The organism is Salinispora oceanensis (assembly GCF_000383575.1).
Lineage (GTDB): Bacteria > Actinomycetota > Actinomycetes > Mycobacteriales > Micromonosporaceae > Micromonospora > Micromonospora oceanensis.
Map to the genome: position 1 here is coordinate 5,239,709 of NZ_KB911579.1, position 14,900 is coordinate 5,254,608.

15 protein-coding genes are annotated in these 14,900 nt (G+C 68.9%); 8 read left to right on the plus strand and 7 right to left on the minus strand.

The genetic code is table 11. The features are described from left to right. The first annotated feature begins 89 nt into the window (after positions 1-89). Positions 90-710: a YdeI/OmpD-associated family protein gene (locus SALPAC4_RS0124080; protein WP_019872562.1), complete on the plus strand. Its 621-nt coding sequence runs from the start codon at positions 90-92 to the stop codon at positions 708-710. On the opposite strand, the gene SALPAC4_RS0124085 is transcribed toward SALPAC4_RS0124080, so the two are convergent. Further along, complete coding sequence (locus SALPAC4_RS0124085; RefSeq protein WP_239061326.1) at positions 659-1,678, minus strand: helix-turn-helix transcriptional regulator; 1,020 nt, start codon at positions 1,676-1,678, stop codon at positions 659-661. The genes SALPAC4_RS0124080 and SALPAC4_RS0124085 overlap by 52 nt on opposite strands. A gap of 104 nt (positions 1,679-1,782) precedes the next feature. Between SALPAC4_RS0124085 and SALPAC4_RS0124090 the strand changes: the two genes are divergently transcribed. The 5 genes from SALPAC4_RS0124090 (at position 1,783) to SALPAC4_RS0124110 (ending at position 6,161) form a co-directional block, all read left to right on the plus strand. Then, positions 1,783-2,466, plus strand: coding sequence for an alpha/beta fold hydrolase (locus SALPAC4_RS0124090; protein ID WP_020113565.1), 684 nt, complete (start codon positions 1,783-1,785; stop codon positions 2,464-2,466). Between the two features lie 119 nt (positions 2,467-2,585). Further along, positions 2,586-3,437 carry an ABC transporter ATP-binding protein gene (locus tag SALPAC4_RS0124095; RefSeq protein ID WP_019872565.1) on the plus strand — a complete coding sequence of 284 codons (852 nt, stop codon included), beginning with the start codon at positions 2,586-2,588 and terminating at the stop codon, positions 3,435-3,437. Next, on the plus strand, positions 3,434-4,267 hold the full coding sequence (locus tag SALPAC4_RS0124100) for an ABC transporter permease (protein WP_019872566.1): 834 nt from the start codon (positions 3,434-3,436) through the stop codon (positions 4,265-4,267). Before SALPAC4_RS0124095 ends, SALPAC4_RS0124100 begins: the two co-directional genes overlap by 4 nt. Beyond that, a complete protein-coding gene (locus SALPAC4_RS0124105) occupies positions 4,225-5,529 on the plus strand; it encodes a sensor histidine kinase (protein WP_019872567.1) in 1,305 nt (434 codons plus the stop codon). The genes SALPAC4_RS0124100 and SALPAC4_RS0124105 overlap by 43 nt, the downstream gene beginning before the upstream one ends. Beyond that, a complete protein-coding gene (locus SALPAC4_RS0124110) occupies positions 5,526-6,161 on the plus strand; it encodes a response regulator (RefSeq protein ID WP_019872568.1) in 636 nt (211 codons plus the stop codon). The genes SALPAC4_RS0124105 and SALPAC4_RS0124110 overlap by 4 nt, the downstream gene beginning before the upstream one ends. Positions 6,162-6,208: 47 nt before the next feature. Here SALPAC4_RS0124110 and SALPAC4_RS0124115 read toward each other — a convergent pair whose 3' ends face one another. The 6 genes from SALPAC4_RS0124115 to SALPAC4_RS0124140 all read right to left on the minus strand — a co-directional run bounded on the left by SALPAC4_RS0124115 (position 6,209) and on the right by SALPAC4_RS0124140 (position 12,285). Then, on the minus strand, positions 6,209-6,676 hold the full coding sequence (locus SALPAC4_RS0124115) for an SRPBCC family protein (protein ID WP_019872569.1): 468 nt from the start codon (positions 6,674-6,676) through the stop codon (positions 6,209-6,211). Then, positions 6,673-7,017: an ArsR/SmtB family transcription factor gene (locus SALPAC4_RS0124120; protein ID WP_019872570.1), complete on the minus strand. Its 345-nt coding sequence runs from the start codon at positions 7,015-7,017 to the stop codon at positions 6,673-6,675. Before SALPAC4_RS0124120 ends, SALPAC4_RS0124115 begins: the two co-directional genes overlap by 4 nt. Positions 7,018-7,105: 88 nt before the next feature. Beyond that, positions 7,106-8,359 (minus strand): MFS transporter, encoded by a 1,254-nt coding sequence (locus SALPAC4_RS0124125; protein ID WP_019872571.1) that lies wholly within the window; start codon positions 8,357-8,359, stop codon positions 7,106-7,108. Beyond that, positions 8,356-8,964, minus strand: coding sequence for a winged helix-turn-helix domain-containing protein (locus SALPAC4_RS0124130; RefSeq protein ID WP_019872572.1), 609 nt, complete (start codon positions 8,962-8,964; stop codon positions 8,356-8,358). The genes SALPAC4_RS0124125 and SALPAC4_RS0124130 overlap by 4 nt, the downstream gene beginning before the upstream one ends. Before the next feature lie 131 nt (positions 8,965-9,095). Beyond that, positions 9,096-11,576: an HAD-IC family P-type ATPase gene (locus SALPAC4_RS0124135; RefSeq protein WP_019872573.1), complete on the minus strand. Its 2,481-nt coding sequence runs from the start codon at positions 11,574-11,576 to the stop codon at positions 9,096-9,098. A 175-nt stretch (positions 11,577-11,751) separates the two neighbouring features. Beyond that, the gene (locus tag SALPAC4_RS0124140; protein WP_019872574.1) at positions 11,752-12,285 is read right to left on the minus strand and encodes a DUF6817 domain-containing protein; all 534 of its coding nucleotides are present in this window, start codon (positions 12,283-12,285) and stop codon (positions 11,752-11,754) included. 165 nt (positions 12,286-12,450) lie between these two features. On the opposite strand from SALPAC4_RS0124140, the gene SALPAC4_RS0124145 reads away from it, so the two are divergent. Both SALPAC4_RS0124145 and mraY read left to right on the plus strand, forming a co-directional pair. Further along, entirely contained in the window at positions 12,451-13,188 is a 738-nt protein-coding gene (locus SALPAC4_RS0124145; RefSeq protein WP_019872575.1) for a class I SAM-dependent methyltransferase, read from the plus strand. Positions 13,189-13,570: 382 nt separating this feature from the next. Further along, a complete protein-coding gene (gene mraY / locus SALPAC4_RS0124150) occupies positions 13,571-14,674 on the plus strand; it encodes a phospho-N-acetylmuramoyl-pentapeptide-transferase (protein WP_018737879.1) in 1,104 nt (367 codons plus the stop codon). Positions 14,675-14,900 lie beyond the last annotated feature (226 nt).

Consider the following 14,900-nt stretch of genomic DNA (forward strand, 5'->3'; position numbering starts at 1 on the left):
GGTCCGGCCTCGGGTGGTTCACCCTGCCCCGGCCGTCTGTCGAGTAGCCGGCGCGCTGGCAGCCCAGCGGGGCGGGTTAGCCTGCGGTCATGGCGAGCGCTGAACTGAACGAGTTGATCGTCGCGGATGCCGAGGCACTGCGCACGTGGTTGGCGGCACACCATGTTACGTCGCCTGGGGTCTGGCTCGCCCTGACCAGGAAAGGCGGCACCACCACCACGCTGACGTGGCAGCAGGCGGTGGATGAGGCCCTGTGTTTCGGCTGGATAGACGGACAGGGCCGGAAGCGGGATCGGGAGACATCCTGGATCCGGTTTACCCCGCGCCGGCCCCGCAGTTCCTGGTCGCAACGCAATGTCGGTCACGTGGCCCGGCTGGAGGCGCAGGGGCGAATGATGCCCGCCGGCCGAGCTGCGGTGGAAGCCGCGAAGGCGGACGGGCGGTGGGCGGCCGCCTATGCCCCGCCGTCGGAGGCCGAGGTGCCGGACGACCTACTCGCCGCCATCGCCGCCGACCCTGCGGCCCAGGCCATGTTCGACGTACTCACCAGGACCAACCGGTTCGCTCTCATCCAACGCCTTGCTGCCGTCAAGCGGACGCAGACCCGCGAGCGCAAGATCGGAGAATTCGTCACCATGCTGGCCCGCCACGAAACGATCTACCCGCAGAAGGCCACACCGCCGACCTCGCCGCAGTCGGCGGCCTCGTGATCCAGCGCACTGATCTGTTCCGCTCCCGTTAGCGCTAGCCGCGGTGGCCCTGCTTCGGGCCGCGAAGGTGAAAGCGCCCTGCTGAAGCGAGCCGCGACTGTGGCTACGGCAGCACGTAGTTCGGCGCCTTCTTCTACCGAAAAGTCAAAGGGGACAGCAGCCAGCCACTCCTGGGCGTACATCGTGGGGTTTCGGGTGCTGCCGACCAGGACGCAACGGTCGCCGTCCGGCTCGAGGCGGCCCATCGGCGGCCGGATCCACCGTGCCACCTTCTCCCGTGGCGCGTGGAACACCACGCGGGTGGGGTACCCCCAGCCCGCGCCGAGATTCTCCGCAAGCGCGGCAACCGGATCCAGGTCATCGGGCGGCATAAAGCTGTGCGGTAACTGCCGCACAGCCCGAATCCGATCGATACGGTACGTGCGGATCGCGTCCGCGCGGTGCGAATGGCACAGCAGGTACCAGCGTCCGTACCGCAGGACGACTGCCCACGGGTCGACCTCGGCGTCCCGTTCCTCGCCGCCCTCGCCGCTGTGGGTGACCAGGACGCGGCGCCGGTCGGCGACGGCGGTGACCAGGGCGCTTGTGGTGGCGGGATCCGGGCGGGCCACTCGCCGGTCCGGGGTGGCCGAGATGTACGCCCGCAGCGCCGCCGCCTGCCGTCCCACACTCTCGGGGAGAGCCCGGATGACTGTGCTGAGCGCCGAGCCGATCGGGTCGTCGGCGTCGATCGCCGCCGGCTGCCCGTCGAGCACGGCCATGACCAGGCTGAGCGCTTGTTCCTGGGTGAAGACGACCGGCGGTAGCCGGGTGCCGCGGCCCAGTCGGTAGCCGCCATGCGGCCCACGGACCGACTCGACCAGGATGCCGGCCTCACGAAGGATCCCGACGTAGCGTCGTGCGGCCCGCTCCGTCACCCCTAACCGGGAGGCGAGCTGATCGGCAGTCACGCCGGGACGTGCCTGCAGGAGCTCGAGCGTGCGGAGGGCCCGGGCGGTAGGGCTCGGACCGGTTCGCACAGCGGAAACATTACCGGAAGTAGAACGTCCGGAATCGCCGCTAGGTTGCTTCCATGGCTGCAGAACAGATCGTGCTCCTGGGGGGCCTATGGCTCGACGGGTCGGTGTGGAAAACCGTCGAGTGCGAGTTAGAAAAGGCAGGCCGCCACGCCGTACCGGTGACCCTGCCGGGACAGGGCGACGGGAACAGCTCGGCGACGCTGGCCGACCAGTTGGCCGCGGTGGTGGCCGTCGTCGACAGCGGTCCTGGCAGGTCCGTAGTGGTGGGACACTCCGCCGCCTGCACCCTGGCTTGGATGGCGGCCGACGCCCGGCCCGAACGCGTGGCCACGGTCGTGTTGATCGGCGGGTTCCCCTGCACTGATGGGCGGCCGTACGCCGACTTCTTCGAATTCAGCGACGATGCCATGCCGTTCCCGGGTTGGGAACCGTTCAACGGGGCAGACGGGGCCGACCTGGATGAGCAGGCCCGGCAGGACTTCGTGGCGGCGGCGATCCCGGTTCCCGAGGGTGTGGCCAAGGGCGTCGTACGGCTGACGGACGAGCGGCGATTCAACGTCCCGGTCGTGGTGGTGTGCCCGGAGTTCACACCCGCCGCGGTGCAGGAATCGATCGCTGCGGGAGACGTACCCGAGCTGGCCCGAGCCAAGCACGTCGACATGATCGACATCGATTCCGGACACTGGCCGATGATGACGCGCCCGACCGAGCTGGCGCGGATCCTCGCCACAATCTAGCCACGGTGGTCGTGGCGGCTTGTGGTGCCGACTGAATCCCGGTGTCCACCGATCGGTGGACACCGGGATTCAGTCGGGTGGTCGTCCCCGGCCGGGCGCGGTGGCGAGAGCCTGGACCCATGACCGAATCGCTTGCCGCACGAGTGCGGGGCCTGCGTAAACGCTATCGGAACATCCCGGCGGTCGACGGGATCGACCTCGACATCGGCACTGGGGAGATCTTCGCACTGCTCGGCCCGAACGGTGCCGGCAAGACGACGACGGTGGAGATCCTCGAAGGTTACCGCCGCCGGGATGAGGGCGAGGTGTCCGTCCTGGGCGTCGACCCGCAGCGGGCGCCACGGAGCTGGCGGTACGGCATCGGCATCGTTTTGCAGGACGTCGCCGACCTGTCCGAGCTCACCGTCGGCGAGACGGTTCGGCACTTCGCCCGGTACTACCCTGATCCCGGGGACCCCGATCAGGTGATCGATTCCGTCGGGCTGAGCGAGAAGACGCGCGCGCGGGTGCGTACGCTCTCCGGCGGCCAGCGGCGTCGGCTCGACGTCGCGGTCGGCGTCATCGGCAACCCGAAGCTGCTGTTTCTGGACGAGCCGACCACCGGCTTCGACCCCGGGGCGCGCCGGCAGTTCTGGAGCCTGATCCGCTCGCTGGCCGCGGAGCGCGGCACCACCGTCCTGCTTACCACGCACTATCTCGACGAGGCCGAGGCGCTCGCCAACCGGGTCGCGGTCGTCGCCGCTGGGAAGATCGTGGCTGAGGGGGACCCGGCGACGCTCGGTGGACGGGCCAGTGCTGAGGTTTCCGTCTCCTGGGACGAGGACGGTGTGCGTCGCACCGCGCACACGTCGGACCCCGGTCAGCTCGTGGCCGAACTCACCGGCCGCCACGGCGGCACCGTGCCGGGCCTCACCGTGACCCGGCAGAGCCTCGAAAACGCCTATCTGACCCTCATCGAGAGGGACCGATGACCACCGCAGCGATCGCCGGCGCGCGCCGTGGGCCGTCGGTCGCCTACCTCGGGGTGCACCGCGGCGCTATCGAGCTGAAGGCCTTCTTCCGGGAGCGCGACGCCGTCGTGTTCACGTTCGCCCTGCCGGCCGTTCTGCTCGCGCTGCTCGGGGCAATGATCAGCGGGGTGTACGAGGGCAGCAGCGTCACCTCGGCGCAGTATCTCGTGCCCAGCATGGTCGCCGCCGGCGTCGCCTCCACCACGTTTGTCAATCTCGGTATCAGTGTCGCCGCCGACCGGGCGGATGGCACCCTGAAGCGGCTACGTGGTGCACCGATGCCCGCCGCGGCCTACTTCCTCGGCAAGGTCATCATGGTGCTCGTAGTGACGGTCGCCGAGGTTGTCGTCCTGTTCGGAATCGGCGTGCTGATGTTCGACGTCACGATGCCGACCGACCCGTCGCGCTGGTTGACCTTCGCCTGGGTGTTCGTGCTCGGGGTCACCGGATGCGCGTTCCTCGGCATCGCGGCGAGCAGCCTGGCCAGCTCGGAGCGGAGCGCCGGCGCCGTGATGAACCTTCCGTACATCGCCCTGTCGTTGGTCTCCGGCATCTTCTACACGCCGATCAGCGCGTTGCCCGAGTCGCTGGTCACGATGGGCTCACTGTTCCCGCTGAAGTGGATGGCCCAGGGCTTCCGCTCGGCCCTCCTGCCGGACACCATCCTCGCCCAGGAGATCGTGATGTCGTGGGAGCATGGCAAAACGGCTGTGATCCTGGGCGCGTGGTGCATCGGAGGTCTCCTGCTATGCCGCACGACGTTTCGCTGGCGGGGACGCGGGGACGGGTGATCCCCGGCACCGGCGCCGCAACCGGTCCGACCGCGATGGGTCCGACCGCACCGGGTCCGACCGCACCGGGTCCGGCCAGCCACCCCGGCGAAGTGGGTGGCGGATGGTGGACCAGCGACGTGGTGTGGGAGATCTACTACGTCCTCATCGCCGTCGCCACCGCCGCCCTCGTCCTGGGGGCTGCGAATCGACCGGTCGCGGCCCGCGCCGGGGCGGTGGCCACGATCGCCGTGGCACTCATCTGGTATGCCGCGTGGCGGCGCGTGCTCTCCGACGGCGGTGGCGCCACCTGGCACGGCTACGCCTACTTCGCCGGCGCCACCGGGTTGTTCGCCGCCGGTGTAACGATGGCCAACGGTGTGTCACTGCTGCTGGCAATGCTGTGCCCGCAGGCGTACGTCATGCTGCCGCGCCGGCGCGCGCTCATCGCGGTGGTGACGGTCAACGTCAGCTACCTGGCGGCGATCTTCGCTGTTTCGCGTGACCTGGTGGCCCTGTTCGAGGCACCACTGTGGGTGGCGATGATGGTGGTGGTCGTCTCGGTGGTGTGCGGTACCTGGTTCAGCCACGTCTCGGACCAGAACGACGACCGCGCCGAGCTGATCCGCGAGCTCGAGGCCAGCCGCGCCGAGGTGGCGCGGCTCAGCCACGAGGACGGCGTGCACGCCGAACGGCAGCGGCTCGCCGCGGACATCCACGACACCATCGCGCAGGGGCTGTCCAGCGTGCTGATGCTGATGCAGGCGGCCGAGGCTGATCTCGAACAGTCACCCGGGAAGGCGCGGCGACACCTGGCCCTGGCGATGGAGACCGCTCGGGACAACCTGACCGAGGCGCGGGCGCTGGTCGGCGCGCTCACGCCGGCCGCGCTCGACGACTCCTCGCTGGCGCAGGCGCTGCGTCGACTCGTTTACCGCTTCCGGTCGGAGACCGGCCTGCACGCGGAGTTCGCCACCGACGTACACGGACCGCCGTTGCCCAAGGCGCTCGAGGTGGTGCTGCTGCGTACGGCGCAGGAGTCGCTCACGAACGTCCGCAAGCACGCCCGGGCCAACTCGGTGGTCGTACGGCTGGAGCACCACGACGTGTCGGTGGTACCGGAGACGCAGGACGACGGGTGCGGCCGGGCCGCGCCGGCGGAATCGGGAGGCTATGGGTTGGCAGCGATGCGCAGTCGCGTCGAGCAGATGTCCGGCACGGTTACGGTGAGCTCCGAAGCCGGTTCGGGCACCCTGGTCCGGGTCGAGGTGCCGGTCCGGTGATCTCGGTGCTGCTGGTGGACGACCATCCGGTCGTACGGGCCGGTGTCCGCGGCATGCTCGACGGTGAGCCGGACATCACCATCGTCGGCGAGGCCGGCTCCGGGGCCGAGGCGATCACGTCGGTGCGGACCCTGCACCCGGATGTGGTGTTGATGGACCTCCGCCTGCCCGGCCTCGACGGCGTGGGCGCCACCGGTCAGCTACGCACGGTGGCACCGGACACGCGGGTTCTGGTGCTCACGACGTACGAGTCCGACGCGGACGTGCTGCGAGCCGTCGAGGCGGGCGCCACCGGGTATCTCCTGAAGGACTCCTCGCGCACCGAAATGCTCGGTGCCATCCGGGCGGCCGCGCGGGGCGAGACGGTGCTGTCACCGACGGTCGCGACCCGGGTGCTAAACCGGGTGCGGCACCCGAAGCGGGACGTGCTGTCGCCGCGCGAAGCCGACGTTCTGCGCCTCGTGGCAGCTGGTATGTCTAATCCAGACATCGCACAGGCCCTGACCATCGCCGAGGCCACGGTCAAGACGCATCTGCTGCGCGCGTTCGCGAAACTCGACGTCTCCGACCGCACGGCCGCGGTGACGAAGGCGATGTCGCTGGGGCTCATCCCGCCCGACGCCGGAACCTGACCACCTACTTCCCTGACGGGGGTTTGTACGACGGCGGGTGGGAGAGCTCAGGCATCAGCAGGCTCGGTTCCACGCGGACGGGCCAGGAACGCCTCGATCCGGGCGAGCGCACCGTCCCACGCCTCGTTGGCGTAGAAGTCGCGGACCTCGGGAGTGGGGAAGCCGCTCTGGACGATGGTCATCAGGGTGCCGCCGTCTTTCTCTTCGAACGTAACCTCGATGCGGGTCGTCATGGTCGTGCCGTCCGGGCTGGCGCCGGTGGAGTCGGTGACGAGCCGGTGCGGGCGGTCGATCTCGACGAAGGTCTGCGTTTCCCGGAACAGCTGGTCGGGGCTGGATCCCCATACCGCGGTCTGCTGCCCACCAACCCGAAGGTCGGCCTCGATCTCGAGGATGCCGGGCTGTTCGTCGAGGATGGTGAACCAGGTCTTCTGCTTCTCGGCGTCCGTGTACGCGTCGAAGACCTCCGCGGGTGTCGCGGGTAGGTGTCGCGTTATCCGCATGTCGAGCGTCATGAGTTCTGTCCCTTCGGGTCGGGCTGGAGAGTGAGGTAGGCGTCGAGTCCGTCGAGGCGGCGGGCCCAGAGCCGTTGGTAGAAGCCGATCCAGTCCATCGCCTCGTCCAGCGGCGCAACGCCGAGGCGGCACTGTCGTGACCGGCCGACTTTCTCGGTGACCACGAGTCCGGCTTCCTCGAGCACCTGGACATGCTTTTTCATGCCGGTCAGGCTCATCCCGGTGGGCTCGGCGAGCTCGCCGATGGTGGCCGGGCCATCGCCGAGCCGGATCAGAATGCCGCGGCGGGTCGGATCAGCCAGCGACGCGAACACCCGGTCCAGGACATGTTGGCGAACCATACAGTTCACCTTACAACACTGAACTGATCTGTTCAATGAATGCGGCGCCGGTACTCGTGCGGGACTCCGCGCAAGCCTCGGGCCTGCGCTAGTCCGCGCCGGAGAGCACGGCTCGGCGCAGCGCCGGGCTCGACAGAGCCGCAAGCCCGGCAACGGCCGCGAGCGCCGTCCCACCCAAGAACGCCGCTGCCGGTCCCCATAGCCCGGCGACCACACCGGTGAGCGCGTAGCTGACCGGAATGCCACCGAAGCCGGCCAGGCTGCTCAGACTCATCACCCGACCCAGGTACTGCGGCGGTGTCTGCGCCTGCAGCAGGGCCGTCCCGAGTGTGCCGGCCAGACCGACGCTTACGCCGAGCAGTAACGACGCGGCGACCGCCCACAGCCGCGTTGGGGCAAACCCGACAGCGGCGATCGCGCCTCCGGTCAACACGGCGAGCGGGCCAACGAGCAGGCCAGCGCGGGAAAGACGGCCGAGCACCGACACCGCCACCGCTGCCGTTGCGGCACCGACACCGAAGCCGCCGACGATCATCCCGACCCCCGCAGCGCCCCAACCGCGTTCCTGCGCCAGCAGCGCGATGCCCACATTAAATGGACCGGTAAAGCCCAACTCGGCGACTGCCGAGACGAGCAGAATCGTGCGCAGCAACGGCGACCGCGCGGCCACCGCCAGCCCGGCACGGACCTCTCTCCCCATCCCCCGCGCTCGGCTGGATCCCTCGGCGGGCTCGACGACCAGGCCAGGGCGGAGGCGGACCGTGGCGAGAGCGAGCACCGAAACGGCGAAGGTGAGCGCGTTGAGCGCGAACGCCGCCGCGATCCCGGATGCGGCCACGACCGCCCCACCGAGCGGCGCACCAACAACGATCGCGCCCCGCGCCAACGTCATCCGCATGCCTTGCAGCCGGGCGAGGTGCTCCGCTGCCACCAGGTACGGTGGCAGTGCCCCGACGGCGGGCAGGAACACCGCGTCCACCGCCCCGAACACCAGCGCCACCACGATCAGCACCGCGAGGGTCGGTTCGGTGGTGGCCGTGGCCACCGCCGCAGTGGCCATCACCGCGCAGCGCAGCGCGTCGCTACCGAGCATCAGCCGCCGCGCACCCCATCGGTCCACCACCGCCCCGCCCAGCAGGAGTAGCACCAGCCGGGACACCGACGCGGTGGCCAGGACCACTCCGGCCCCACCAGCACCGGCTACCTGGGCAGCCGTCCAGGCCAACGCCACGAAATAGACTTGGTCCCCCACCAGCGACACGCCGAAACCCGCGAGCCAGCGCAGGACGTTCCCGTCCCGATGGGGAGGCAACTGTCGGACCGCGACCGCTTGCCGCGTCACGGCTGGAACGGGAAAGCGTGCATGAACATCAGAACATGCTCCTGGGCGGGCTCGTCGGGTCGATCCTCAGCGTCGGGTCGGTCCTCAACGTCGACTCGCCCGCGCTCAGCCCACTTCCGCACCACCGCCGTCAGCTCCGCGCTCAGCTCCGCCAACTCGGGCGCCGTGAGTCGGAGCAACGATTCGCTGGAGAGCGAGGCGTCGGTCCACTCCTCACCCCAGGCGTGATCCTCGTCGATCCACCGTTCGAGCCGGCTGATCTGATGGGCCAGCAGCTGGCGTTTGGCCGCGACCGCCACGCCACGGGCCTGCGGATCCCCCGCGAAGTCCGACCCCGCGAAGCTGAAACCCTCGTGGGTCTTGCGCCACCAGCGCTCCCGCCGATCGCCAGAGCGGCGCGGCACCTCCTCGATGAATCCATGCGTGGCCAGTTCCCGCAGGTGATAGCTGACCAATGAGAGCGACTCGTCAACCAACTCGGCGAGCCGGGACGCGGTCGCCTCCTCCGCTGCGGTCAGCGCGTAGAACAACCGCAGCCGCAACGGATGGGCGAACATCCGTAGCTCGGCGACGTTCTTGATTCGGCGGCTCGATCCGGGTGACATGCATCGACCGTAGTAGCTCAAATGATTTTGTGCAAATTCTTGTCCTAGTTGGTCTCTAGGCCACCGACCGCAGCACAGTGCCGCTGGCTGGGCCGCATCAGCACCCGGCGTACCGGTCAGCCAGGACCGGCCTACCGACGACGCATGACCGCCCAGGCGACCTCCATCAACAGACCCGCGGCGACCGCGATCGCGGCACCGGCCAGCGGCGCCGCAAGGCCGACCAGCCGCAGTTGGAAGAACGCCTGCAGGAACGGCAGCACCAGCACCGTCGCAAACGACAGGCCCATACCCAGCACCAGCAGAATCCGCCACCAGGTGTATGGCCGGGCGATGATGGACAGCGCCCACAGCGCGACGAGGAACAGGGTCAGCGTGGCGACCGACGTCTCCGCAGGCAGATCGCCCCCGTAGTGCGACCGCGCAAACGCGTACGACGTAGTCGTGGCGGCCGCTGCCAGCACCCCGCCCGGGATCGCGAAACGCAGCACCCGACCGACGAAATCCGGCCGGGCCCGCTCGGCGTTGGGCGCCAGCGCCAGTACGAACGCCGGAATCCCGATGGTGAGGGATCCGATCAGCGTCAGGTGCCGGGGCAGGAACGGGTACGGCACCTGCCAGCTCACCACGACGATCGCGAGCAGCACCGAGTAGACCGTCTTGGTCAGGAAGAGATTGGCGACCCGTTCGATGTTGCCGATCACCCGCCGCCCCTCGGCGACCACCGAGGGCAGCGCCGAGAAGTTGTTGTTCAGCAGCACGATCTGGGATACGCCGCGCGCCGCGGCGCTGCCGGAGCCCATGGAGATCCCGATGTCGGCGTCCTTCAACGCGAGGACGTCGTTGACGCCGTCGCCCGTCATCGCCACCGTGTGCCCGCGTGACTGCAGGGCACCCACCATCGCCCGCTTCTGCTCCGGACCGACCCGGCCGAAGACGGAGTGCGTCTCGACCGGGTCCGCCAGCGCCTCGGAGCCGGCGGGCAGAGTTCGGGCATCCACTGCTGCGGCGGCGCCGGGCAGACCGACGCCGCGGGCCACCGCACCGACGGAGACGGCGTTGTCGCCCGAGATGACCTTCGCCCGGACGCCCTGGTCGGCGAAGTAGCGCAGGGTGTCGGGCGCCTCCGGGCGGACCCGCTGTTCGAGCACGACGAGAGCGACCGGCGTGGTGGACGCCGACACCGCCGAGGGGTCCGCCAGCGCCTCCGCCAGCGGACAGGAGAACTCGGCGAGCAGCAACACGCGCCGGCCCTGGCGACCGTACGCGTCCGCCTCCGCCAGCGCCGGATGGTCCGTGAGCAGCAGTTCGGGGGCGCCGAGCAGCCAGGTCGCGGCTTGACCGGACGGTGCCACGAGCGTCGCGCCGCTCCACTTGCGCGCCGAGGAAAACGGGGCGGTCTGCTGGACCCGCCACCCCGCTGGACCGGGGTAGCGGTCAACAATGGCCTGCATGCTGGCGTTCGGCCGCTCGTCGCTGGCGCCGAGCACACCCAGCACCGCGTCCACCGGTACGCCGGGTGCCAGCGACCGGACCTCCGTAACGTCCATCGTCGCCTCGGTGAGGGTGCCCGTCTTGTCCAGGCACACCACGTCGACCCGGGCCAGACCCTCGATGGCGGGTAGCTCCTGGACCAGGCACTGCCGCTGCCCCAGCCGGATCACGCCGATCGCGAAGGCGACCGAGGTCAGCAGGACCAGGCCCTCGGGCACCATCGGCACGAGGCCGGCGACCATCCGACGCGCCGCCTCGGGCAGGTCGTCGCGGTTTACCAGCAGCTGACTGATGATCAGAGCGATGCCAGCCGGAACGATCGCCCACGTCACGAACCGCAGGATCCAGTCGATACCGTTGCGCAGCTCGGAGTTGACCAGGGTGAAGCGCTTCGCCTCCTCGGCGAGCTGAGCCGCGTACGCGTCCCGGCCGACCCGGGTGGCGGTGCAGACCCCCGTGCCGGCCACCACGAAGCTGCCGGAGAGCACATTGTCACCGGCCGCCTTGACCACCGCGTCGGCCTCGCCGGTCAACAGCGACTCGTCGATCTCCAGCCCGTCAACGGCCACGAGCCGGCCGTCCACCACGACCTTGTCACCGGGGCCCAACTCGATGACGTCGTCCAACACGAGCTCCGCGGAGGCCAACTCGACGGTGTCGCCACCGCGGCGCACCCGCGGGCGGGCGTCGCCGACGATCGCCAGGCGGTCGAGCGTACGCTTCGCGCGCACCTCCTGGATGATCCCGATCAGGGTGTTCGCGAGGATGACGCCGCCGAAGAGACCGTCCTGGACCGGCCCCACCACCATGATGATGGCGAACAGCACGCCGATGATGGCGTTGATCCGGGTGAACAGGTTCGCCCGGACGATCTGCCAGATGCTGCGGCTGGTGCTGGACGTCAAGTCGTTGACCTGGTCGGCGGCCACCCGTTCGGCGACCTCGGCCACCGAGAGGCCGGACCGGAGGCGCTCGGCGGTGACCGGTGCGACGGCTGGCGTGGAGGGTGCGTCCACCGAGTCCGCCGCGTCCGCGACCGGCGTACCCTGCACCGCACCGAACTTCTCCACGTTGCTACTCCCCCCGATGACCAGCAAGGACGCGCCCGTGCTGCGCATCGCGCCGACGCTAACCGGGGGCCGTCCGCTGCCGCCATACACGAAAGACACCAATCAACCCCTGACTTCTGTCAGGGTCGCCGGCTGTCCTTCGGCCCGTCGCGACCCGGCTCTCGGCGGGCCGACCACGAAAGAATCCGGATCTCCTGCGCCTGTGGCGAGTGCCGCGGCGGCATCAGCGGTCGAAAATACGGCGAACTTCGGCAACGAGCGGCGCCGACATGGCCGGTGCCCACGAGCGAAACAACGTGGAAAAGTACTCTCCATACTTGTCCAGAAGCGCCGGATCCTGCGCAATCACATCGAGCTCGTTGACAACGTTCAGATCGATGAACGGCGTCAGCTGTTCGGTGTCGAGCCGGATCACGTCACCGCTGAAGCGGTCGACAACCTCGCCGCTGGTCGCGAGCCCGCGCCAACTGCGCCGGCGGTCGCAGGCACCGTACCGGTAGACCAGCTGCTCCGCGGCTTCACCGACGAGCTCACGCAGCGTGGCGCGGTCCTTCCAGTCGAGCAGGGTAAGGTCGAAGCCGTCGGTGCCATAGGCAGCATGGGTCAGGCCGGCTGACTGCACGTTGGGTCCGTAACCCAGGTCCGCAAGGCGCTCCTGGACCCGGCACAGGTGAGCGTAGAGAGTTCCGCCGGGATGCTGGATCGCCTCGGTTCCGCGATGACGCAGCCACGCACGTACATCGGCAGCAGTATTCATGCCTTGCACCGTAGGGGCCCACCAGGGCCCCTGGCGGCCCCGAAGCGTACGTTGTTGTTCGCGAGCCGTCGGTCCTCCAGCTCAGCGCGGGAAAGAACAGCGTATGTGAACCATCACAATTTGTCTCCTTGCTCCACGCCCCGTTGCCACGGTTTGCTCATCGACATGGCTCGCATCGCGTACGAACAGAGGGAAGCAGGCGCGTTCGCATCGACCCGGCACCTCGGCGACCAGGAGGCCGGCGAGTGGCGGGCAGCTGTGGCCCGACACCTGGACCCGCGGCCGGGTCTGCGGCTGGTGGACCTGGGTGCCGGCACGGGTAGCTGGGCCAAGGCGTTCTCCGCCTGGTTTCCCGGCATCGAGGTGACCGCAGTCGAGCCGTCAGCGGCGATGCGCGAACGATCGGTGTACCAACCCGTCCTCGCGGGCGACGGCGCCAACATCCCGCTCACCGACGCAAGCGCCGATGCCGCCTGGGTCTCCACTGTCATCCACCACGTGCCCGACCTGCACGCCGCAGCCGGCGAGCTACGCCGCGTCCTGCGCCCCGGTGCACTCGTCCTGATCCGGTCCGCGTTCGCCGGCCGACATGAGGCGATCACCCTGTTCCGCTACTTTCCCGAGGCGGTCCGGGTTCTGGACACCTACCCGACCGTCGCCCAGGTCGAATCAGCCTTCGCCGGTGCGGGCTTTTCCATGGTCAGCCTGGAGCAGATCCCGCAGATCACCGCCCCATCGCTACACGAAGCGGCGCGCACCCTGCGCCGAGCGGCACACACCCCGCTGCAACTGATCACCGACCAGGAGTACGACACCGGCGTACGCCGCCTGCGTCAGGCAGCGCTCACCGACACCGGCCCGGTGATCGACGCCCTGGACCTGCTCGTACTGCGCAGAGAGTGATCCAGCGGCTCAACCGGTGGGGGCAAGTACCGCGGCTCAACAATGGCTGGACCGGCTTGATGCCCACGAGGACTCGCCGTCAATCCCTGCTCCCTGCTTGGTGACGACCATGGACGTCGCAGGCGTATCAGCCGCTGAGGTCCCGAGTGTTCTTCGCTCGCTGCCGGATGGCAAGCTCGTGTCCCGTGACCGATGACTTTGGGAGCGGACGGCCTGCACTGCAAGCGCCGACTGAATCAGCAGGCGCCGATGTGCAAGCTCAACGGACTGCCCGAGTACCACTCCACCCGTCGGTCCCCGGAGCCGCTGGGACGATGGCGGGAATCGGAGGGCAACGGCCTTCGGATGTCATGCGGAGCCCTGATCTCGTCGAGGCTCGCCCGTGAGGGCGGTCGTCGTCGCGGCTGCGGTCGCGTTCATCATCTCCCTGTTCGCCACGCCGGTAGCGATCCGCGTATTCACTGCGCTCAAGGCCGGACAGCCGATCCGCTCCCTCGGCCTCGCCTCGAACGAGGGCAAGAAGGGCACGCCGGCGATGGGTGGCGTCGTGTTCATCGTGGCGACCGTCATCGCCTACGTCGCCGCGCATTTGGCTCTGGTCACGCTGCCCGAGGGGCAAATCGCGCAGGTGCAACCGACCATGACGGCCCTCGTGCTGCTCGGCCTCTTCGTCTTCTGCGGCGCGCTCGGCTTCGTTGACGACTTCCTCAAGGTCCGCCAGCGCAACTCCGACGGGCTGTCCGCCCGGGGCAAACTTCTCGGCCAGGCGATCATCGGCACCGGATTTGGTATCGCCGCCCTCTACGTGGCGAGTTCCAACGGCCAGACCGTGGCCAGCGAGCACATCTCATTCGTCCGGGACATCAGCTGGCTGGACGTCGGCAAGGTTGGCTCGGTGATCGTGTTCGTATTCGTGATCACGGCCATGTCGAACGGGGTGAACCTCACGGACGGCCTCGACGGCCTAGCCACCGGCGCGTCAGCCCTGGTGCTCGGCGCGTACGCGCTGATCGGCTTCTGGCAATACCGGCACTGGTGCGCCGACGAGGCGTACGCTCAGGCGAACGACTACTGCTACCAGGTCCGCGATCCGCTGGAAGTAGCCATTATCGCGGCTGCGGCCGCCGGCGCCTGCGTGGGATTCCTGTGGTGGAACACGTCCCCGGCACGGATCTTCATGGGCGACGTCGGTGCGCTCGGGCTCGGCGCCCTGATCGGCGGACTCGCGGTGGCAACCCGCACCACCCTGCTGTCGATCCTGATCGGCGGTCTCTTCGTCATCATCACCGTCACCTGGGTGATCCAGATTGTCTCGTTCCGCACCACCGGAAAACGAGTCTTCCGGATGGTGCCGCTGCACCACCACTTCGAACTGGCCGGATGGAGCGAAGTCAACATTGTGGTCCGGTTCTGGACCGTGGCCGGCGTCTGCCTGGCGATTGGCCTAGGAGTGTTCTACTCGGACTACCTGGCGGCCGTTGGATAGAGCCACGCGACATCATCGCCACACACGCTGAAGCGGGACACTCGTATACACCCGACCGGTGATCGACGCCCTGAGCCTGCACCGTGCGCGGGGCCCGCCACTGGTCGGGGTCGTCGTGGTTGCCGGCAGTATTGGCAAGGCTCAGGTCCAGCTCGGGAAGAATGTACAGGTGTCCTCGCCGGTGGGATGAGTATGACGACCGGGGGCACCACCGGTCGTCGCGCTG

Coding starts and splice junctions, on each gene's coding strand:
- SALPAC4_RS0124080 (WP_019872562.1), top strand. CDS start 90: ATGGCGAGCGCTGAACTGAACGAGTTGATCGTCGCGGATGCCGAGGCA.
- SALPAC4_RS0124090 (WP_020113565.1), top strand. CDS start 1,783: ATGGCTGCAGAACAGATCGTGCTCCTGGGGGGCCTATGGCTCGACGGG.
- SALPAC4_RS0124095 (WP_019872565.1), top strand. CDS start 2,586: ATGACCGAATCGCTTGCCGCACGAGTGCGGGGCCTGCGTAAACGCTAT.
- SALPAC4_RS0124100 (WP_019872566.1), top strand. CDS start 3,434: ATGACCACCGCAGCGATCGCCGGCGCGCGCCGTGGGCCGTCGGTCGCC.
- SALPAC4_RS0124105 (WP_019872567.1), top strand. CDS start 4,225: ATGCCGCACGACGTTTCGCTGGCGGGGACGCGGGGACGGGTGATCCCC.
- SALPAC4_RS0124115 (WP_019872569.1), bottom strand. CDS start 6,676: ATGACGCTCGACATGCGGATAACGCGACACCTACCCGCGACACCCGCG.
- SALPAC4_RS0124120 (WP_019872570.1), bottom strand. CDS start 7,017: ATGGTTCGCCAACATGTCCTGGACCGGGTGTTCGCGTCGCTGGCTGAT.
- SALPAC4_RS0124130 (WP_019872572.1), bottom strand. CDS start 8,964: ATGTCACCCGGATCGAGCCGCCGAATCAAGAACGTCGCCGAGCTACGG.
- SALPAC4_RS0124135 (WP_019872573.1), bottom strand. CDS start 11,576: ATGCGCAGCACGGGCGCGTCCTTGCTGGTCATCGGGGGGAGTAGCAAC.
- SALPAC4_RS0124140 (WP_019872574.1), bottom strand. CDS start 12,285: ATGAATACTGCTGCCGATGTACGTGCGTGGCTGCGTCATCGCGGAACC.
- SALPAC4_RS0124145 (WP_019872575.1), top strand. CDS start 12,451: ATGGCTCGCATCGCGTACGAACAGAGGGAAGCAGGCGCGTTCGCATCG.